Origin of the sequence: Chryseobacterium scophthalmum (assembly GCF_900143185.1) — a bacterium.
Lineage (GTDB): Bacteria > Bacteroidota > Bacteroidia > Flavobacteriales > Weeksellaceae > Chryseobacterium > Chryseobacterium scophthalmum.
The window spans coordinates 887277-908243 of sequence record NZ_FSRQ01000001.1; the positions used below are offsets into that span (position 1 = coordinate 887277).

Annotated in this window: 15 protein-coding genes; 5 read left to right on the top strand and 10 right to left on the bottom strand. The window is 33.3% G+C overall.

From position 1 onward, the window contains the following. Positions 1–29: 29 nt before the first annotated feature. The 4 genes from kdsA to BUR17_RS04105 all read right to left on the bottom strand — a co-directional run bounded on the left by kdsA (position 30) and on the right by BUR17_RS04105 (position 6709). Positions 30–839 (bottom strand): 3-deoxy-8-phosphooctulonate synthase, encoded by an 810-nt coding sequence (gene kdsA / locus BUR17_RS04090; RefSeq protein WP_066676633.1) that lies wholly within the window; start codon positions 837–839, stop codon positions 30–32. A gap of 163 nt (positions 840–1002) precedes the next feature. Beyond that, positions 1003–1527 (bottom strand): DUF1697 domain-containing protein, encoded by a 525-nt coding sequence (locus BUR17_RS04095; RefSeq protein ID WP_074229029.1) that lies wholly within the window; start codon positions 1525–1527, stop codon positions 1003–1005. A gap of 115 nt (positions 1528–1642) precedes the next feature. Next, positions 1643–3130: an LTA synthase family protein gene (locus BUR17_RS04100; protein ID WP_074229031.1), complete on the bottom strand. Its 1488-nt coding sequence runs from the start codon at positions 3128–3130 to the stop codon at positions 1643–1645. Between the two features lie 93 nt (positions 3131–3223). Beyond that, a complete protein-coding gene (locus BUR17_RS04105; RefSeq protein ID WP_074229033.1) occupies positions 3224–6709 on the bottom strand; it encodes a glycosyltransferase family 117 protein in 3486 nt (1161 codons plus the stop codon). Between the two features lie 222 nt (positions 6710–6931). On the opposite strand from BUR17_RS04105, the gene BUR17_RS04110 reads away from it, so the two are divergent. The 3 genes from BUR17_RS04110 (at position 6932) to BUR17_RS04120 (ending at position 11692) form a co-directional block, all read left to right on the top strand. Continuing rightward, on the top strand, positions 6932–7969 hold the full coding sequence (locus BUR17_RS04110) for a PLP-dependent cysteine synthase family protein (RefSeq protein WP_074229034.1): 1038 nt from the start codon (positions 6932–6934) through the stop codon (positions 7967–7969). A gap of 75 nt (positions 7970–8044) precedes the next feature. After that, complete coding sequence (locus BUR17_RS04115; RefSeq protein WP_074229036.1) at positions 8045–9319, top strand: aminotransferase class I/II-fold pyridoxal phosphate-dependent enzyme; 1275 nt, start codon at positions 8045–8047, stop codon at positions 9317–9319. Positions 9320–9496: 177 nt separating this feature from the next. Beyond that, positions 9497–11692, top strand: coding sequence for a B12-binding domain-containing radical SAM protein (locus BUR17_RS04120; RefSeq protein ID WP_074229038.1), 2196 nt, complete (start codon positions 9497–9499; stop codon positions 11690–11692). A 250-nt stretch (positions 11693–11942) separates the two neighbouring features. On the opposite strand, the gene BUR17_RS04125 is transcribed toward BUR17_RS04120, so the two are convergent. The 3 genes from BUR17_RS04125 to atpD form a co-directional block, all read right to left on the bottom strand. Then, complete coding sequence (locus BUR17_RS04125; protein WP_074229040.1) at positions 11943–12773, bottom strand: hypothetical protein; 831 nt, start codon at positions 12771–12773, stop codon at positions 11943–11945. Positions 12774–12853: 80 nt separating this feature from the next. Then, positions 12854–13138, bottom strand: a complete 285-nt coding sequence (locus tag BUR17_RS04130; RefSeq protein WP_074230223.1) for a FoF1 ATP synthase subunit delta/epsilon — start codon at positions 13136–13138, stop codon at positions 12854–12856. An 80-nt stretch (positions 13139–13218) separates the two neighbouring features. Further along, entirely contained in the window at positions 13219–14727 is a 1509-nt protein-coding gene (gene atpD, locus BUR17_RS04135) for a F0F1 ATP synthase subunit beta (protein ID WP_074229042.1), read from the bottom strand. A gap of 219 nt (positions 14728–14946) precedes the next feature. On the opposite strand from atpD, the gene BUR17_RS04140 reads away from it, so the two are divergent. Next, complete coding sequence (locus BUR17_RS04140; RefSeq protein ID WP_074229044.1) at positions 14947–15867, top strand: bifunctional riboflavin kinase/FAD synthetase; 921 nt, start codon at positions 14947–14949, stop codon at positions 15865–15867. Here BUR17_RS04140 and BUR17_RS04145 read toward each other — a convergent pair. Continuing rightward, a complete protein-coding gene (locus BUR17_RS04145; protein WP_074229046.1) occupies positions 15864–16217 on the bottom strand; it encodes an MmcQ/YjbR family DNA-binding protein in 354 nt (117 codons plus the stop codon). The genes BUR17_RS04140 and BUR17_RS04145 overlap by 4 nt on opposite strands. Before the next feature lie 193 nt (positions 16218–16410). On the opposite strand from BUR17_RS04145, the gene BUR17_RS04150 reads away from it, so the two are divergent. Then, complete coding sequence (locus BUR17_RS04150) at positions 16411–17067, top strand: NAD(P)H-binding protein (protein ID WP_074229048.1); 657 nt, start codon at positions 16411–16413, stop codon at positions 17065–17067. Between the two features lie 213 nt (positions 17068–17280). Here the strand turns inward: BUR17_RS04150 and BUR17_RS04155 are convergent, their stop codons facing one another. Then, positions 17281–18333 carry a tetratricopeptide repeat protein gene (locus BUR17_RS04155; protein WP_074229050.1) on the bottom strand — a complete coding sequence of 351 codons (1053 nt, stop codon included), beginning with the start codon at positions 18331–18333 and terminating at the stop codon, positions 17281–17283. A 28-nt stretch (positions 18334–18361) separates the two neighbouring features. Next, on the bottom strand, positions 18362–20947 hold the full coding sequence (gene gyrA, locus BUR17_RS04160; protein WP_074229052.1) for a DNA gyrase subunit A: 2586 nt from the start codon (positions 20945–20947) through the stop codon (positions 18362–18364). Positions 20948–20967: the final 20 nt, after the last annotated feature.

Here is a 20967-nt window from a genome sequence, read left to right on the forward strand (position 1 = left end):
AATTTCTAAAATTAAGTATTTTTTAACAATTATAGTATAGATTCTCTAACTCTTGTGAGTTTTTGTAATAAATCTTCCAATAAATCTAATCTTAGCATGTTTGCTCCATCAGAAAGCGCCGTTTCCGGAGTTGGATGAGTTTCTATAAAAAGTCCGTCTGCACCAACAACAATTCCTGCTTTAGCAATTGTTTCGATAAGATCTGGTCTTCCTCCTGTAACTCCTGAACTTTGATTAGGTTGCTGTAAAGAATGCGTAACATCCAGAATTACCGGAGCATATTCTCTCATTGTAGGAATTCCTCTGTAATCAACAATCAAATCGGTATATCCAAAAGAATTTCCTCTTTCTATAATTGCCACTTTTTGATTATTTGAATCAGTAATTTTCTGAACGGCAAACTTCATTGATTCAGGAGAAAGAAACTGTCCTTTTTTCAAAGTAACACATTTTCCTGTTTCAGCTGCAGCAACCAAAAGATCTGTTTGACGAACCAAAAATGCAGGAATCTGAAGAACATCTACATATTGTGCAGCCAAAGCAGCATGTTCATTTTCATGAATATCTGTTGTGGTAGGAATATTAAACGTCTCTCCTACTTTTTTAAGAATTTCCAAAGATTTTTCTTCACCAATTGTTGTGAAAGAATCTACTCTACTACGGTTTGCTTTTTTAAAACTTCCTTTAAAAATATAAGGAATATTATACTTATTGGTGAGCTCAATTACTTTTTCAGCAATTCTTAATGCCATGTCTTCGCCCTCAATAATACACGGACCGGCAATTAAAAAAAAGTTTTTTGAATCTTTGTGCTGTATGTTATCTAAATGTTGAATCATTATTTTTATTTAAATTAAAAGTTCAGTAAAAATACTGAGAAAGTTTTATAATTGGAAATTATTTATAGCCTTAACCTGTAAACGGTTTTTAGAATTAAAAATTACTTTAAAAGAGAAAAAAGTTAAAGATTGCTTCGTTCCTCGCAATGACAAAAAGAGAGTATTAAAATTTCTTAAGAATCTTCTCAAAAGTATTAATATTTCTGCTGGTAAACTGATCTTTCAGGCTTTTTTTACCTAAAACTTTTCCAAAGCTGGAATCTAATGTATTTCCTTTTGAAATCTGCCAGTAAAAGATATTATTGACAATCTCTGCTTTTTCATTTTCAGATTTTGAAGCATTTTCAAACTCATTCATTAGAATATTTGCTACATTTTCGTTTCCAACAAATGCATACGTGTGAAAATCTTCTTTCTTTTCAAAAGGATTTTTAGTCCAAAACAATTCTGTATCTTCTGCCGTTTTTACAAATAGAAATGCTTCATAAGTAAAATATTCAGACATTGCTTTTTCAAGAATTGCCTTAAGTTCATTTGTATTTTTATCTGAACTGAAAACAATATTTCCCGAAGCCAAAACCGAGCTTACATTTTCCATTCCAGCATCTTTGAAAACTTGGCAGACTTCCGCCATTTTCATATTGGTTCCTTTTACATTGACGCCGCGGAGAAAAGCACAGTATTGCATAAGGTTTAGGGTTTAGGGTTTAGGGTTTAGGGTTTAGGGTTTAGGGTTTAGGGTTTAGGGTTTAGGGTCAAAATTACTTTTTACTTTTTACTTTTTACTTTTTACTTAATACAAATCACTTTACCTTTTCATACAAATTATAATCTGTTCCTGAAGGTTTCAGTTTATAAATTTTTTCTAAAACCGGGTATTCACTTTTCAGATGATCTTTTATTCTGAATTCATTCAAAACACGGTAATTTGTTTTATAATATACTGAATCTTTATCTTCAAACAAATCTCTGTAAGAAAGCAGATATTTTGGTTTTCTGTTTTTTACCGTATTGATCCAATAATTGGTTTTGTCTTTTTTAATTTCTTCCTGAATTTGCTTATCAACCAATCCTACTTCATCAATCGTTTTTAAATGTGAAAAATAAGGAACATAACCAGCCGGTTCCAGCAAAATCCACTGTTTTTTATCTTTTTCATATGTATTTAAAAACAATCCGATTGATCTTCTATAGTTCCATTCACCATTTCCTGTCGCAATAGAATGTATGGTTTGGAAAGCAAGCATTGGTAAAATATAAATCAAAATTAATAAAGTCAACCAAAGATTTCGCTTTACTTTCTGTTCTAAAACAAAGATTAAAACCGGAACGAACAGTAAAATCTGCGGAACCCAGTAATACCAATCAAATAAGCTTTTTTGCGAAAGAAAAACAATCTGTTTTGTCCATGCAAACAGAAAAATAATCCAAAGAAAATAGTTTCTTTTTTCTCGTTGTCTTATTAAATAAATAAAACAAAGAAGTTCAAAAAGTGCAATCACAATCGTAATCGGATTAAAATCTCCGGGTAATTTCAACATTCCCCAAAAGTTGCCATAGTTTAATCTGAAATATTCTATATTCTGATGTAAAGTATATACTTTATCATACGCCAATTTCTTTGCAACAATCGTATTATTGACCAATTCACCGAAGTAGAACCAATTGAAAGAAACACAAACTGCAATTCCCAAAATTCCCCCTAAAATATAACTCCATCTGATTTTTTTATTCCAAAAAATATCCACTAAAAATACAATTCCGAGGAAAATAACAGTGTCGATTCTGGTAAATAATATGAATGTAGGAAGCAAAATAAAAGCCCATTTTTTCTCTTTTTTGAAACCATAATACAGCAATGCCATTTCAAGGAAAAACAGAATTCCGTATTCCATTCCGAGAATTGAAATTTTTATTGCAGGCGGCAAAATTCCAAATAAAAAGATGAAAATTGCTTTATGCCAATTGTTTTTAAATAAAAGATGTGACAGCAATAAACTTCCTATTGTAAAAAGCGTCGTATTAAAAATAAGCAACGGTTCTATAAAATTTTCTTTCCCGAAAATCAGATTAAAAATATAGGAAACAAAAACGTACAAATGCGTTGTAGATGCTGAAATTTTCGTAGCTCCGTTGAAACCGATCACTCCGTAATCCATTAAATTCTGAGCAACCCGCCAAGTGATAAATGCATCCTCCTGAATGTGGTGAGTTAATAAAAAATAAAGCTTTGCAATAATTGCAAAAAATACAGCGTAGATTGGGAGATTCTTGTTTTGAGATTCAGCCATTGCGTTTTTTTAGTTACACAAAGATAATCCTAAATTTCAGGAATATCAAACATAAAAAAAAACGGAACCGAAGTTCCGTTTTAAGTATTTATTTTATTGAGTTGCTTTGATGATCGCTGTGGTAATCTGATCTTCTTTTTCTTTAGCATAAGTAGAATCGAATGGTTCCATCACATCAAATAAATATTGATAGAAAGGTGTGATTTTCTGCACATTTTCAGATTCTTTCATTGCTTTTTCTTTACCCATTTGCTGAAGATCTTTAATGAATACATTAAATTTCTTATCAATCGGCTCAATAGATTTCACAAGATAATTGTAAGCTTTCTCCTTCTGACCTATTTTTTTGTAAGCATCGGTTACTGAAGTCACTACTAATGAATATTCCATTGGTTTTGATCTCATCGGTCTTCCTACATATCCTTGTTCAGACGGGCTTAAAGATAAATAATAATCGTATTCTTCAAAAATTCCTTTTTTAAGAACTTCGGCTAATTTCAGACCTTTTTCTTCTTGTCCGGCAACGATATATCCATAAACCATTGAGCTTAAAGAACGAGGGTCATTATATTTTTCTGCAGGAATTTCTTTTGCAGCAATATCTAATATTTCTAAAGCTTTTGCTTTCTGACCAGATAATGCTAAAGCTGCCGCTGCTCTACTTGCAGAGCTTCTGTAGCTCATAATGTTTGAAGTTGCTGTTTCATCAAAATGAACTTTCAAGTTTTTGAAATTACCCCATCTGTAGTTTTTCACAACATTGTATAATGAGTTTGCATCTACTCTTCCCATTTCTCCGTCGCTGCTTCTTGGTGTATGAATCGGAACCAATCTGTAACTGAAACCGTCAAACTGAAGATATTCGTCTAAGAAGAAAATGTTTTCGCTTTCATAAACTCCACCTGAAGAGAAATTGATCGGACGTTTCCAATCGAAGTTTGCCAAAATATCAAACATCATCAGGTTATTCTTGTATAAAGTTCCTGATTTATAGTTAACAACAATCTGATCTACTGTATTTGGAAGGTCTGAAGCATTGATGATTCCTGCTTTTACTGCATTTGCTTTGTTTACAGGAATTACAAATTTACTTACCGGAAGGAAATTGTATTTTTCGTAACGCTCTTCTCCAAAAATCATTTTTAAAACTTCATCTTTTTCAGGAGATTTCATTTTAATAAAATTCATCGCTTCTTTCAAAGTCATAGAATCTTGAACCAAATATTTTTCAAAAGGCTGAATCATACTTTGTGGAGCTCCTCCTTCCTGAAGATTGGCAATAATATTTTTCCAGTCGCTGTTTTTCATCAGATAAATCTGATCATTCACACCGTCTCTGTAATCTTCGTGAGTAAGCTGACTAGGAATTGGGTTTGAATTATACGTTTTTCTCTTCACCTGATCGATATTCCAAGGAGTTGAAAGCAAAGTAAAGTTAACCACTTTCACATCATCTCTGAATCTTTCCGTTTCCTGCATTGCCCAAACCGGATACGTATCATTATCACCATAAACAAATAAAATATCTTCTTTTGGTAATGATTTTAATACTGAATAAGAATAATCATACGCTGTATATCTATTGCTTCTGTCGTGTACATTATAATTTTGGAAGCCCATCATAAATGGAACACCCAACAAAATAACTCCGAAACCGATGTTTGCGGCATTTGATTTTACTTTAGACTGTAAATACCAGAGAATTGCTCCGGCTCCCAAACCAATCCAAATGGCAAAAGCGTAGAATGAACCAACCATCGCATAATCTCTTTCTCTTGGCTCGAAAGGTTTTACTCCGGTGTAGAAAATAATTCCGACACTTGTTAAAACAAATAAAGATAAGATAGCATAGAACCTTCCAAAATCTCTGCTGAATTGGAAATAACATCCTAAAATTCCTAATAATAATGGTAAAAAGAAGAATGCAACTGTACTTTCATTTTTATATTTCGCAGGCATTGCATCCTGATTTCCTAAAATTGCATTATCAAGTGGAGCAATTCCTGAAATCCAGTTACCTCTTGTAGTATCTCTGGTTCCTTCAAGATCATTTTGTCTCCCCGCATAATTCCACAATAAATATCTTAAGAAATAATATCCGTTTTGGAACGTAATAAAATAATCCATATTCTGCATCAAAGATGGCTTTTGAACAGTGATTAAATTATAAGGCCTTACTTTTAAATAGTCTGAAGCAGTAATAGATCCGTCTTCATATTTAGTTCTCAGTTCATCAAAAATCTGTTTTGCTTCCGGGCTGTCTGCAACATCTTCGTTTGCATAATTAAACTGAAAATCTGGTGCGCCGTACATAGAAATGTAATTTGACATTACATCTTTATCGTCATTAAACATTCTCGGCATTAAGCTTACATGAGACTTATCAAAAATATAATTGAAACGCTCGCTTGTCTTTCTGTAAGTTCCTGTTTTTTCATCTTTCTCGTAAACATCTCCGGTCTTTTTAGTTTTAAAACTACCGTCTTCGTTTTTCTGAATTCCGTTTGCATCCAAAAATGCAGTATAGTTTTGACCATAAATTGTAGGCCAGTCTCCGTATTGCTCTCTATTGTAATAATCAAGCATACCAATTGCAGTATCAGGATCATTAAGATTCATTGGCGGATTTGCATTTGCTCTGATCGGAATTACCATCCAACAAGAGAAACCAATCATCATATAAACAACAGATAAAGCTACCGTCTGAAAAATATTTTTCTTCGTTTGTCTTGCATATTTTATAAAGAAATAGCAAAGTGCTACCATAATAATAAAACCAGCAATTGTTCCTGAATGGAAAGGCAATCCTAAACCATTCACAAAGAATATTTCTAATTTTCCGAATAATGACATGATTACAGGGAAAATAATTTTAAATACAATAATTAAAATTCCTAAAGTAATCAGGTTGGCAAAAATGAAATTCTTCCAGGTAAATTGATAGTTTCTTGCGTAATAAACCAAACAAACAGCAGGAATTGCAAGCATTCCCATCATGTGAACTCCCACAGAAAGTCCTAAAATGAAGAAAATTAAAATAATCCATCTTTCATTGTCTTTCTCAAGATATTCGTTTTCCCATTTAGTAATCAACCAAACTAAAAGCGCAATAAACATCGATGCCATTGAGTACACTTCACCTTCCACCGCTGAAAACCAAAACGTATCAGAAAAGGTGAAACATAAAGCTCCGATAACTCCTGCAAAAAGAATAGAAATCTCTTGGTGTTTTGTGATTTCTTCAAAATCTTTGTTAAGAAGTCTTCTTACAAAATGAGTAATCGTCCAGAACAGAAACAAAATTGTAAATGCGCTGAATAATGCCGACATTGCGTTGATCACGATAGAGTAATTTTCACCTTTACCTAAAGCAAAAATGGCAGCTACGGCTCCCACAATCTGAAATAAAGCAGCTCCGGGAGCGTGCGTTACTTCTAATTTTACTGCTGAAGAAATGTACTCACCACAATCCCAAAAACTAAAATTGGGTTCTATCGTTGATAAGTACGTGAAAAATGCAATAACGAAAGTCACCCATCCGAGAAGGGTGTTCCATTGCCTAAAAGTCCAGTTTTTCATAGTATAAAATCAATTATGCGAAAATAGGGTTTTTAGATTAGTTTAAATTAATTTTAACAAAATTTAAAAATTATGGCGTGGTTTTTGTCTGGTTCGGTGGGCTGCAAGCAAAAATAAATCACCTATTTACACAATTAGCGAACTTATAATTGACTAAAAGTTTAAAAATTATTTATTTTTTTGTATTTTTGCGGTCAGATTTTTATTGAAAAATAACAAATAATGAGTAATGTTTACGATAATATTCTTGGCTTGATTGGGAGTACTCCTTTGGTAAAACTAAATACCGTAACTAAAGAAATTCCTGCAACCATTTATGCTAAGTTAGAATCATATAATCCTGGACATTCCACTAAAGATAGAATCGCACTTCATATTATAGAAAACGCTGAGAAAAAAGGTTTATTAAAGGAAGATTCTGTAGTTGTAGAAACCACTTCAGGAAATACCGGTTTTTCACTTGCAATGGTTTGCATCATTAAAGGATACAAATGCATTTTGGCAGTGAGCGACAAGACAAAACCCGAAAAAATAGCTTATCTGAAAGCTCTTGGAGCTACAGTTTATGTATGTCCTGCGAATGTACCTGCGAATGACCCTAGATCATATTATGAGGTAGCTAAAAGAATTGCTGCCGAAACTCCAAATTCGGTATACATCAATCAGTACTTTAATGAGCTGAATATTGATGCGCACTATCATACAACTGGTCCTGAAATTTGGGAGCAGACTCAAGGAAAAATCACTCACCTTTTTGCTTGTACAGGTACGGGTGGAACTTTATCCGGTTCTGCAAAATTTTTAAAAGAGAAAAACCCGGATATTAAAATTATCGGTGTTGATGCAGATGGATCTATTTTAAAAAGTTTCCACGAAACAGGAGAAATTCACAAAGAAGATGTACATCCTTATCAGATTGAAGGAATGGGAAAAAATTTAATTCCTTCTGCTCTTCTTTTTGATAAAATTGATGAGTTTGTAAGAGTAAACGACGAAATGTCTGCTTACAGAACCAGAGAAATTGCATTAAAAGAAGCAATTATGGGAGGCTACACAACCGGTGCAGTTACTCAGGGATTAATGCAGTATGCCAATTCTCATCAGTTTTCAGAGACTGATTTGGTTGTTTTAATCTTCCCTGATCATGGATCGAGATATATTACCAAAGTGTACAGTGATAAATGGATGGCTGAGCAAGGTTTCATCAACAATTGTTTCCACAATTACGAAGAAGTCTTTAAGACAGAAATCATCAAATAAAATTTTAATACAAATACAAGTAAAGCCTTTTTTGTAATTCACAAAAGGCTTTTTTACTTAAAAATTACGAATATAATGTTGGATATTTTTGAAAGAATAAAAGAAAATCCAGGACCTCTTGGACAGTTTGCAGATTATGGTGAAGGATATTTTATTTTCCCTAAACTAGAAGGTCCTATCGGTCCGAGAATGCAGTTTCAGGGAAGAGAAGTAATTTTCTGGAGTGCCAATGACTATTTGGGAATGTGTAACCATCCTGAAGTTTTGGAAGCGGATGCTAAAGCTGCTGCAGAATACGGAATGTTTTATCCGATGGGAGCAAGAGCAATGTCTGGTGAAACGCATCAGCATTTGCAATTGGAAAAAGAATTGGCAGAATTTGTACAAAAAGAATCAGCATATTTATTAAATTTCGGTTATCAAGGAATGGTTTCTACCATCGATGCTTTGGTAAGCAGAAATGATGTAATTGTTTACGACGTAGATTCTCATGCTTGTATCGTAGACGGTGTAAGACTTCATGCCGGTAAGAGATTTACTTACAGACACAATGATATCGAAAGTCTTGAGAAAAATCTTCAGAGAGCGACGAAAGTTGCAGAAGAAACTGGTGGCGGTATTTTGGTAATTACTGAGGGGGTTTTCGGAATGAGAGGACAACAAGGTAAACTGAAAGAAATCTGCGAGCTAAAATCTAAATATCAATTCAGACTTTTAGTAGATGATGCACACGGTTTCGGAACTCTTGGTGAAACCGGAGCCGGAGCTGGAGAAGAGCAAGGATGTCAAGATCAGATTGATGTTTATTTCTCTACTTTTGCAAAATCAATGGCTGGTTTCGGAGCATTTATCGCAGGTGATAAAGAAATCATCAGATATTTGAAATTCAATTTAAGATCTCAGATTTTTGCTAAATCTTTAACAATGCCAATGGTAATCGGAGGTTTGAAAAGATTGGAATTGCTAAGAACAAGACCTGAAATTAAAGCTAAACTTTGGGAAAATACCTTAAAATTACAAAACGGACTTAGCGAAAGAGGTTTCAACATCGGTGATACCAATACTTGTGTAACTCCGGTAATGATGCAAGGTTCTCCGGTAGAGGCAACTCTGTTGGTAAAAGACTTGAGAGAAAATTATGGAATCTTCACATCTGTAGTGGTTTATCCTGTAATACCTAAAGGAATGATTTTATTAAGATTAATTCCTACCGCTTCTCACACAGATGCAGAAATCAACGAAACATTGGCTGCATTTGATGCTATTCATGACAAATTGAAAAATGGATACTACAAAGAGCAGGAGCAAAAATTATTATCTGAAAAAGGTTTAAGTTTCAAAGAAATTTAATTTAAAATAATAAGGAGTGTTCAAAAATTTTGGACACTCTATTTTTATTTTTTTGCCACGAATACACGAATTTGTTTACTATTTGTAAAAAAATATTTGTGCATTCGTGGCAAAAAACTTTTCAAAACCCAAACAGATTCATAAAGATTTAGAATAAATTTGCAAAAAAAATTCCCTTTGAAAGATCTTCTTCTTATTACTCCACCATTCACGCAACTCAACACTCCTTATCCTGCGACAGCTTATATTAAAGGTTTTCTCAATACTAAAAATATTTCAAGCTATCAAATTGATTTGGGGATCGAAGTTATTTTGGAGTTATTTTCAAAAGACGGAATTCAGAAAATTTTTGATACCGAAATTGATCTGCAGAATATTTCAGAAAACTCACAGCGAATTTTTGCTTTAAGAGATGAATATTTAAAAACAATTGATCAGGTTATTTTATTTCTTCAAAATAAAAATCCTACTTTGGCGAGACAGATCTGTTCGATGAATTTTCTTCCCGAAGCTTCCCGATTCAACCAATTGGACGATATGGAATTTGCTTTCGGAAATATGGGACTTCAGGATAAAGCTAAACATTTGGCAACTTTATATTTAGAAGATTTATCTGATTATATTGTTGAAAATGTAGATTCAGATTTTGGATTTAGCAGATATGCAGAAAGATTAGGAAAAAGTGCCAATTCTTTTGACGAATTATATTCAAAACTAAATGATTCTCAAACGTTTATTGACGATTTTACTTTAAAAATTCTTCATGAAAAATTAGAGCTGGTTCAGCCGAAATTAGTATGTTTTTCAATTCCTTTTCCCGGAAATTTATATTCAGCTTTTCGGTCAGCAAAATTTATAAAAGAAAATTATCCGCACATTAAAACTGCAATGGGTGGAGGTTTTCCGAATACCGAATTAAGAGAAATTAAAGATGAAAGAGTTTTTGAATTTTTCGATTTCATCACTTTAGATGATGGTGAAGTTCCTTTAGAATTAGTTTATGAAAATGTTTGTCGTTCTGAGCAAAGCGAAGAATCTCATTTCAAAAGAACTTTTTTAATTGAAAACCAAGAAGTTACCTATAAAAATAATTCTACCAAACACGATTACAAACAATCTGAAATAGGAACTCCAGATTATACTGATTTACAGTTAGATAAATATATTTCAGTCATTGAAATTGCCAATCCGATGCACAGTTTATGGAGCGACGGAAGATGGAATAAATTGACAATGGCACACGGTTGCTATTGGGGAAAATGTACTTTTTGCGATATTTCTTTAGATTACATCAAAATTTATGAACCCATTTCTGCCAAAATTTTAGTTGACAGAATGGAAGAATTAATTAAGACAACCGGCGAAACCGGGTTTCATTTTGTAGACGAAGCCGCTCCTCCCGCTCTGATGCGAGAAGTTGCTTTGGAAATTTTACGAAGAAATCTTGTGGTAACTTGGTGGACCAATATTCGTTTTGAAAAAAGTTTCACTCAGGATTTATGTTTTCTTTTAAAACTTTCGGGTTGCGTTGCGGTTTCGGGCGGGCTTGAAGTTGCAAGTGATCGATTGTTGAAATTAATTGACAAAGGAGTTTCTGTAGATCAGGTTGCGAAAGTTACCAAAAATTTTACAGAAGCAGGAATTATGGTTCATGCTTATTTAATGTATGGCTACCCTACTCAAACCATTCAGGAAACTGTGGATTCTTTGGAAATGGTTCGTCAGCTTTTTGAAATGGGAATTTTACAAAGTGGTTTTTGGCATCAGTTTGCCATGACAGCGCATTCTCCGGTCGGACAAAATCCTGAAGAATTTGGCGTGACTCCAATTAAGCAGGAAATTAAGTTTGCCAATAATGATATTGATTTCAAAGACAAAACCGGAATCGATCACAGTAAATTTAGTTTTGGTTTAAAAAAATCTCTGTTCAATTTCATGCACGGAATTAATTTTGAAATTCCTTTGCAGGATTGGTTTGATTTTAAAATTCCAAAAACAACTATTCACTCGGATTATATTCACGACTGTTTGTTAGATGAAGATCAATTTAGTTTTAAAGGAAATTCTAAAGTTATATTTTTAGCGAAAAACGTAATCGCTGAGAATTACGTAAAAACAAAAAAACAGAACTCATGGACGTATACGAAAATTACGTTCCATTTACGAACCAATATTGTTAAGGTAGATTTTGAGCAGGAAAAAGCAGATTGGCTGATAAAAATTATTTCTAAAAATACTTTTGAAAATCCGAAACGTATCACGCTTCAGCAACTTAAGCTTAATTTTGAAGAAAACTTTGAAGATTTTGAGCTATTCTGGTTTTCAAAACCAATGCAGCAACTAAAAGAGAATGGAATTATTTTGAGTTTGTAAATTTTGAATATTTTCTTCTAAAATTTTCAATTCATAAAAAATAAACATCAATTTGTCAATCTGTAGGAATCTCAGAAATAACATTTTAAAATTTAAGTTTAGATTCCTACTGAATGACAAACTTTGAAAAAAAACCAATCCTGAAAAGTAAGTTTTCAGGATTTATCTTTTTTGGCTAAGCCATTAGAATTCTTTTTTTAATCAAACGGGCTAAAGCCTATTCCTATTGAATTTCTTAAATTATAGAGATTTATTTTTTATCTTTTTCAACTCCATCTTTTATAACCTCTCCAACTTCTACTTTTTCTCTAATTTTAATAAAATTAGGGTCTAAAATTGCCATTCTTTCAGCAAGAGCTTTATAAGTAGGAAATTTCAGAATAGAAGCCCGACCTGACATTTCTCTGTATAAAGTAAAAACTTTTCCGCCTGCTGTAGTAATTCTTTTCGTCGTTGTACTATATCGTCCAACCAATTTACTTTTAGCATCATACATTTCAATATCAATAAATGTTTTATCTGAAATCGTATCTTCAGAGCCAAAACTTACAGGTAAATTAGTGAAATATCCAACCGGAACACCATTGCTTAAAATTTCGCCTACATTATTTACGGTAATATTTAATCTGTCGATTTTAGATCTTATGGTGTAAGCTTCCTTTGTTTTGGTATCAAGCTTGCGTTTCGGCATGTTTTTGAAAAGTTCATCCAAGTTTTTTACGTTGATTCCTCTTTCATCGATAATTTTCAACGCTCTAATGCAAGTATAAACTGCAGATTTTTCGTCACCGGAAAATGCGGACGGAGAGATATAATCCATATCTAAAGTTTTTTCGCGGTTGTACACACGATTCAACTTCACGTAACTATCTCGTACAGAATCTACTACGCTCTTATCTACAAACTCCATCGTGAAAATTGGAGTTTCCTTCAAATCCATAAAAGTATATTCTCCAGATTTGCTTGATATTTTCGCAACATGAATTCCGTCTAAACTAACAATGCCTCTTTTCGTTTTAATAATTTGAGCATTTAGAATGAAGCTCAAAACAGTAAAGAACATGACTAAACTTTGTTTCATAAAATCAGATTTTACAAAGCATAAAAAAAAGTGTAACCAAAGTTACACTTTTTTGAAAATATATTTAGCTTCGATTTTAATTATTCGCAAAGGATAATTCCTTTATCATTATTAAATTCTACAACACCGCTTTTTATAGGATACGTAAAAACTTCGTTTTGATTTTCATTTTCTTTGGCAAAGTTTTTAGCATAAGCTTCGTCTACAGATTTTGTAAACAGCTTTACTTTACCGTTTGATAATGAAGAAACAATTCCTGCGTGGTTTTTCATCAGGTGAAACTCACCATTCTTTCCAGGCAACAATACTGAGTCTACTTCTCCTTCAAAAACTACGTATTCTGGTGTTAAAATTTTTATATTCATAGAAACAAATTTGAAATTTGATGTTTGAAATTTGAAATTACCATCGAATCTCAAATTTCAAATCTCAAATTGTTAATAATTTATGCGTTATCCGCTAACATTTTTTGTCCAGCTTCGATCGCTTCTTCGATAGTTCCTTTCAAGTTGAAAGCAGCTTCCGGTAAGTGATCCAATTCACCATCCATAATCATGTTGAATCCTTTGATGGTATCTTTGATATCTACCAATGATCCCGGAATACCTGTAAACTGTTCAGCTACGTGGAAAGGCTGAGATAAGAATCTCTGAACTTTTCTAGCACGGTAAACTACAGATTTATCTTCTTCAGAAAGTTCTTCCATACCAAGAATTGCGATGATATCCTGAAGAGCTTTGTATCTCTGAAGAATTTCTTTTACTCTCTGAGCACAGTTATAATGTTCTTCACCGATAATTTCCGGAGCCAAGATTCTTGACGTAGAAGCCAATGGATCTACCGCTGGATAAATACCTAACGAAGCAATTTTTCTATCTAGTACAGTTGTTGCATCTAAGTGAGCAAACGTTGTAGCAGGAGCCGGGTCAGTTAAGTCATCCGCAGGTACGTAAACCGCTTGTACTGAAGTAATTGAACCATTTTTAGTTGAAGTAATTCTTTCCTGCATCGCACCCATTTCAGATGCCAAAGTTGGTTGGTAACCTACCGCAGAAGGCATACGACCCAAAAGTGCAGATACCTCAGAACCAGCTTGTGTAAAACGGAAGATGTTATCTACGAAGAAAAGTACGTCTCTACCTTGTCCTGTTTCACCACCGTCTCTGTAGTACTCAGCTAAAGTAAGACCAGAAAGTGCTACTCTCGCTCTTGCTCCAGGTGGCTCGTTCATTTGTCCGAAAACGAATGCAGCTTTAGAATCTTTCATTACTTCTAAATCTACTTTAGAAAGATCCCAACCTCCGTTTTCCATAGAGTGCATGAAATCATCACCGTATTTAATAATACCTGATTCTAACATCTCTCTCAAAAGGTCATTTCCTTCTCTCGTTCTTTCACCTACACCGGCAAAAACAGAAAGACCACCGTGTCCTTTTGCAATATTGTTAATCAACTCCTGGATCAATACAGTTTTACCTACACCCGCACCACCGAACAAACCAATTTTACCTCCTTTTGAGTAAGGCTCTACTAAGTCGATTACTTTAATACCTGTGAATAAAACTTCTGCAGAAGTTGAAAGTTGATCAAATTTTGGAGCTGGTCTGTGAATTGGAAGACCACCTTCCTTAGAAATATTCTGAAGTCCGTCGATAGCATCCCCAACAACGTTGAATAGTCTTCCGTTTACCGCATCACCGATTGGCATGATAATAGGATTTCCGTATCCAATTACATCCTGACCTCTTTTAAGACCATCAGTTGCATCCATCGCGATACATCTTACAGTATCCTGACCAATATGCTGCTCTACTTCTAATACTACTTTTTCACCGTTTTCTTTTGTAATCTCCAAAGCATCATAGATACTTGGAATAGCTTCTACATTATTAAAAACTACGTCGATTACAGGACCAATAATTTGAGAAATTTTTCCTTTAATTTGGTTTGCCATTGCTAAATTTTTTCTTGGTGCAAATATAATGAATCTTCACAAACCTGCAATTGCTAAAAAAAAGATTTTTATCATGCTTTTTTAACAGTTTAGTTATCTAGCAATTTACCAATAAATGGCTCAATAAAGTGTCTATTTTTATTGTTACACTATTACATTGGTAAATTGTTACATTAATAAGTACATTATAACTATATTTGCAGTCAAAATTTTTTCATCTTGAAAGTTTTCAGAAATTTTAGTGATTATCCCTCTCAAAAGCCTCTGGCCTTATCATTGGGAATGTTTGACGGAGTTCATCTTGGCCATAAATGTATCATCGATGAGCTGAAAAAAGTGGGCTCTACCTATCATCTGGAAACTGCAGTTCTTACTTTCTGGCCGCATCCGAGATTTGTTTTTAATCCAAATGAAGACTTGAAACTTCTTAATACTTTGGATGAAAAAACTTTACTGATGGAAAAATATGGCATCAATAATTTGTTTTTAAAAGAATTTGATGACGAATTCAGAAATCTTACCGGTGAAGAATTTGTGCGTCAGATTTTAATTGAGAAATTAAATGTCAAATATTTGATCATAGGTTACGACCATTCTTTCGGGAAAAATAAAAGCGGAAATTTTGAATTGCTTCAAAAACTTTCTAAAGAATTAGATTTTGAAGTAGAGCAAATGGAAGCGATCAACATCCACGAAAATAATATCAGCTCAACAAAAATCAGAAATGCTTTATTAGCAGGAAATATTTTGGAGGCCAACGAAATGTTGGGTTACTCCTACTCTGTTTCCGGAAAGGTTGTGCATGGGAAGAAATTAGGCAGAACTATCGGTTATCCAACCGCCAATATTGAAACTGAAAATATAAAATTACTTCCCAAAAAAGGTGCTTATATTGTTGAAGTTCTTGTAAACAACCAGCAATATAAAGGAATGTTGAGTGTAGGAACCAATCCTACTGTAAACGGAGAAAAACTAACCGTTGAAGTTTATATTCTTGATTTTGAAGGAGATATTTACGATGAAAAAATTACTGTGAAATTCAGAGATTTTCTTCATGAGGAAATTAAATTTGAAGGTTTAGAAAAATTGATTGAAAGATTGGATGAGGATAAAAGATTGACCGAGAATTTTGAGTTTTAGCTATTCAGAATTTCCTCTTTCGCTTTTTTTGTCAAAGATTTAAAGACCAAATCATACGACTGATCAATCATTTTTAAAACTAAATCTCTTTTTAGACCATCTAAAGAAACAGAATTCCAATGGGTTTTATTCATGTGAAATGCGCCTGTAATTTGTGGATGTTGCTCACGAAGTTCTTCGCTCCATTCAGGATCTGTTTTTACATTGATACTTAAAGGCTGTCTTTCTAAAGACATCAACAGAAAAATTTTAACTCCTACTTTTAAAACTAAAGTTTCGTTATCGAACGGAAAACTTTCTGTCACTCCTTTTTTTGCAAGACAATAATCTAAAATTTCGTTGGCATCCATTTCGTATGGGTAATAATTAATTGGTAATGAATAATAATTGATAACTGATTAATCATAAATGATAAATGATAAATGATGAATTATAATTAATATTTTAATTTAACTAAAAGATCTTTTATCTTTTATCTTAAATAATTACCTCAAATTTAGTAAATTTAAAAAAGGAATTGATCATCACGCAAAACTATTTATTATGAAAGCTTTAGTAATCGGTGCTACAGGTGCAACAGGAAAAGATTTGGTAAATCAGTTGTTACAGGATAACGATTTTGAGGAAGTGAATGTTTTTGTAAGAAAACCTCTATCTATTCAAAACAAAAAGTTAAAAACTCATGTTGTTGATTTTGAAAAATATGAAGACTGGAAAAATCTGGTTAAAGGTGATGTTGCATTTTCTTGTCTCGGAACCACACTTAAAGATGCCGGAAGCAAAGATGCACAGAGAAAAGTTGATTTCGATTATCAATATCAATTTGCAAAAGCTGCAAAAGAAAATAATGTAGATGATTATATTCTTGTTTCTGCTTACGGAGCCAATCCTAAATCAAAAATTTTTTATTCTAAAATGAAAGGCGAGCTTGAAGAAGCTGTAAAAAAACTTCATTTTAATAAAATTACCATTTTCAAACCCGGAATGCTCGAAAGAAAAGATTCTGAAAGAACCGGTGAAGTTTTGGGAAGCAGAATTATAAAATTTGCCAATACATTGGGGCTTTTTGAAAGCCAAAAACCTTTACCAACCAATATTTTAGCTAAAGCGATGATTAATTCTTCTAAAATAAAAAGCAATGGCTATTCGAGTATAAAACTTGGAAATATTTTCTGTTTTGCTGAGAAAAGCAATGTTTAATACCTATTCAAAATTAATTAGAATGAATTTTCTTCTAAGCTTTATAAATATGAAGTTAATTTTTTTATAATTCTTATTAAGTTGCCACGAATACACGAATGTTTTTTGATAAATATATTTCGTGCATTCGTGGTCATCCTATTTAATAATTATTCAAAAACAAAAAATCGCCTCAAAATGAGACGATTTTCTTTAGTGTAAATATTTAAAATATTATTTAGCTTTAGCCTGAAGTTCAGCTTCTTTAGCTTTCATTTCAGTAACTTTAGCTTGATTTTTAAGCATTCCGTAAATGTCTTTCAAAATGGAAACAGCATCAATATTGTTAGGATTTGCCTGATACCATTTTTCAGCATGAGGCAACGCCTTACCAAATCTCTCTTTTCTTGCTTCAATTAACGTTGTAGCTTTATCCGGATCTGATTTTCTGATTGCATTAATTGCTTCAACCGCTTTATTATCATCACCAATAGTAGTATAAACTAAATTTTGATAAGCATTATCCTTTAATTTAGTATCATTACCAGCCAGCTCAATTGCTTTATTAAATGAAGCAATTGCATCAGTTGCTGTGGCTTCGTTTTTTGATTGTAAAACACCTAAATTATACCAATTGGTAGCATCATTAGGATTTTTTGCTAACTGCTCCTTAAGGTTTACCATAAATTGGTCAGTTTTACCTGTTGCATATAATGCAGAACCATGATATTCTTTTAATTTAGCATTATTAGGATATTTTGCTAATCCTTTTTCAATCAATGCTAAAGCTTCATCGTTTTTCTTTGCATTTAAAAGCAAAGTAGATAAAGTTTCATATAAATCTGGTTCAACACTTTTCGTTTGCTCAGTTTTAAAATCAGAATAATCTTTTGATGAACTTTTCTTTAAAAGGTCCCAAGTTGCTTTATCATAAGCTGAAACTTGTCCTGATTTATTTTCTTTTGCAGTATAAGTTGTCTGAATTCCTGTATAGCCAGAATTAATTAAATCAGTATAAATTTTTATAGATTCATCTAAGTTGTTTGCCAAAGCATAACTCAAACCCGCATAATACTTGTAAGTTTTATCCTCTTGACCGTTTGCTTTTAACAAATCATAAAGTTCTATGAACTTTGGTCCTGCTACCGTATAATTTTTTGCATTATATGCATCCATCGCCGCTTTATTAGTAGCTTGAACTTGAGCATTTACATCTTTTTTATCTTCCTTCTGCCCGAAAGCAAAAACCGAAGAAACGATTGCTATACCTAAAATTAGCTTTTTCATAAATAAGAATTTTAATTATATTTTTATATTATTCTTCAGAATCTGAATTTTCAGTTCCATCAGTCGGGTTTTCTTCTGTATTTTCTGCCTTTGGTGAAGCATTTTCTTCTGTAGAAATATTTTCTTCAGATTCTTCTCCTTCAATAACCTCCTCTTCTACATCTTTATCCATTGATACTTTTGCAATAGCTGCAATCTCGTCATTCTTTTTAAGATTGATCATTCTTACACCCTGAGTATTTCTACCCATCACACGCATTTCGTCCATATTCATTCTGATAGCAACCCCGGATTTATTGATAATCATCAATCCATCTTCGTCTGTAACATTCTGAATAGCAATAAGATTACCCGTCTTTTCAGTTATATTTAAAGTAATAACTCCTTTTCCACCTCTGTTGGTAATTCTATAGTCTTCAACTGCAGTTCTCTTACCATATCCTTTTTCAGATACTACAAGAACGGTATCATTTTCCAAATCGTTGACAACAATCATACCAATAACCTCATCGTTCTCTTCCATCGTAATACCACGAACCCCGATAGATCCTCTACCAACTTCTCTTACTTTTTCCTCAGGGAAACGAATACATTTACCATTTTTGGTAGCAATCATAATCTGAGATTCACCATTAGTAAGATAAGCACTTAATAACTGATCGTTTTCTCTGATTTCGATAGCATTAATACCATTTACTCTCGGTCTTGAATAAGCTTCTAAAGATGTTTTCTTAATCGTACCGTTTTTAGTAATCATTACAACGCTCATCTGGTTGATGTAATCTACATCTTTCAGATCATTGGTTCTGATGTATGCTTTAATCTTATCATCTGGTTCGATGTTGATTAAATTTTGTACCGCTCTTCCTTTTGCCGTTTTAGAACCTTCAGGAATTTCAAATACTCTTAACCAGTAACACTTACCTTTTTCAGTAAAGAACAACATATATTGGTGATTGGTTGCAGAAACAATATACTCCAAGAAATCTGAATCTCTTGTTGTAGCCGCTTTGTTACCAACTCCACCTCTACTTTGGATTTTATATTCTGAAAGCAACGTTCTCTTCACATATCCTGCATGAGAAATAGTAAGAACAACCGCTTCATTCGGAATAATATCTTCAATAGACATTTCACCTCCAGAATAATCGATTTCTGTTCTTCTTTCGTCACCGTATTTTTCTTTTACTTCAGCTAATTCTTCCTTAATAATTTGGAATCTTCTTGGTTCATTAGCCAAAATATCTTCTAAATTATTAATTTCTTTCATAATAGCATCGTATTCGTCACGGATCTTATCAAGCTCCATTCCTGTAAGACGAGCCAAACGAAGATCAAGAATTGCCTGCGCCTGAATTTCTGATAATTCAAATGCTTCGATCAAACCTTCTTTTGCACCTTGTGGATTAGCGCTGTGACGAATAATTGAAATTGCTTTATCTAAAGAAGCTTGAGAACCAATCACTTTCATGAAACCTTCAAGGATGTGGGCTCTTTCTTTTGCTTTTCTAAGTTCGTATTCCGTTCTTCTTACAATCACCACATGTCTATGCTCAACAAAATGGTGAATAATGTCTTTTAAATTCAGCTGTTCCGGTCTTCCGTGTACCAAAGCGATATTGTTTACACTGAAAGAAGTTTGTAACGAAGTATATTTATATAATAAGTTCAGAACAACATTAGGAATTGCATCATTTTTCAATTCATAAACGATACGCATTCCGTTTCTGTCTGATTCATCTCTGATTTCGTAGATTCCAGGAATTTTCTCATCTTTTACCAACTCAGCTGTTCTGGCAATCATTTCAGCTTTGTTTACCTGATAAGGTATTTCGGTTACGATAATTGCATTTCTATTGTGTACTTCCTCGAAGCTTACTTTTGCTCTAAGAACCACTCTTCCTCTTCCTGTATGGAAAGCATCTCTTACACCATCGTATCCGTAAATAATTCCACCTGTAGGAAAATCCGGAGCAACAATGTGCTGCATCAGTTCATCGATGCTAATTTCTTTATTATCAATATATGCAGTAATTGCATCTACAGCTTCAGAGAGATTGTGAGGCGCCATATTCGTCGCCATACCTACTGCGATACCAGAAGTACCGTTCACCAAAAGATTTGGAATTTTTGTAGGCATTACAGTAGGCTCTGTTAAGCTGTCATCAAAGTTATTTTGAAAGTCAACTGTTTCTTTATCAAGATCTGATAAAATTTCGTCCGAAACTTTTTTAAGTCTTGCCTCGGTATAACGCATTGCTGCAGGTGGATCACCATCCATCGAACCGAAGTTACCCTGACCGTCAACCTGTGGATAACGTAAACTCCAAGGCTGAGCCATTCTTACCATTGCGTCATAAACTGAAGAATCTCCATGTGGGTGATATTTACCTAAAACATCCCCAACAATTCTCGCTGACTTTAAGTATTTTCTGTTTGAGAAAACCCCTAAACCATACATACCATAAAGCACTCTTCGGTGTACTGGCTTAAGACCATCTCTTACGTCCGGTAATGCTCTCGAAACAATAACCGACATCGAATAATCAATGTAAGATGATTTCATTTCATCAACAATGTTGATAGGAATTAATCTTTCTCCTTCTTTTTGCATATATAAGTTTTATTGTAATG

Coding starts and splice junctions, on each gene's coding strand:
- kdsA (WP_066676633.1), bottom strand. CDS start 839: ATGATTCAACATTTAGATAACATACAGCACAAAGATTCAAAAAACTTT.
- BUR17_RS04095 (WP_074229029.1), bottom strand. CDS start 1,527: ATGCAATACTGTGCTTTTCTCCGCGGCGTCAATGTAAAAGGAACCAAT.
- BUR17_RS04100 (WP_074229031.1), bottom strand. CDS start 3,130: ATGGCTGAATCTCAAAACAAGAATCTCCCAATCTACGCTGTATTTTTT.
- BUR17_RS04105 (WP_074229033.1), bottom strand. CDS start 6,709: ATGAAAAACTGGACTTTTAGGCAATGGAACACCCTTCTCGGATGGGTG.
- BUR17_RS04110 (WP_074229034.1), top strand. CDS start 6,932: ATGAGTAATGTTTACGATAATATTCTTGGCTTGATTGGGAGTACTCCT.
- BUR17_RS04115 (WP_074229036.1), top strand. CDS start 8,045: ATGTTGGATATTTTTGAAAGAATAAAAGAAAATCCAGGACCTCTTGGA.
- BUR17_RS04125 (WP_074229040.1), bottom strand. CDS start 12,773: ATGAAACAAAGTTTAGTCATGTTCTTTACTGTTTTGAGCTTCATTCTA.
- BUR17_RS04130 (WP_074230223.1), bottom strand. CDS start 13,138: ATGAATATAAAAATTTTAACACCAGAATACGTAGTTTTTGAAGGAGAA.
- atpD (WP_074229042.1), bottom strand. CDS start 14,727: ATGGCAAACCAAATTAAAGGAAAAATTTCTCAAATTATTGGTCCTGTA.
- BUR17_RS04145 (WP_074229046.1), bottom strand. CDS start 16,217: ATGGATGCCAACGAAATTTTAGATTATTGTCTTGCAAAAAAAGGAGTG.
- BUR17_RS04150 (WP_074229048.1), top strand. CDS start 16,411: ATGAAAGCTTTAGTAATCGGTGCTACAGGTGCAACAGGAAAAGATTTG.
- BUR17_RS04155 (WP_074229050.1), bottom strand. CDS start 18,333: ATGAAAAAGCTAATTTTAGGTATAGCAATCGTTTCTTCGGTTTTTGCT.
- gyrA (WP_074229052.1), bottom strand. CDS start 20,947: ATGCAAAAAGAAGGAGAAAGATTAATTCCTATCAACATTGTTGATGAA.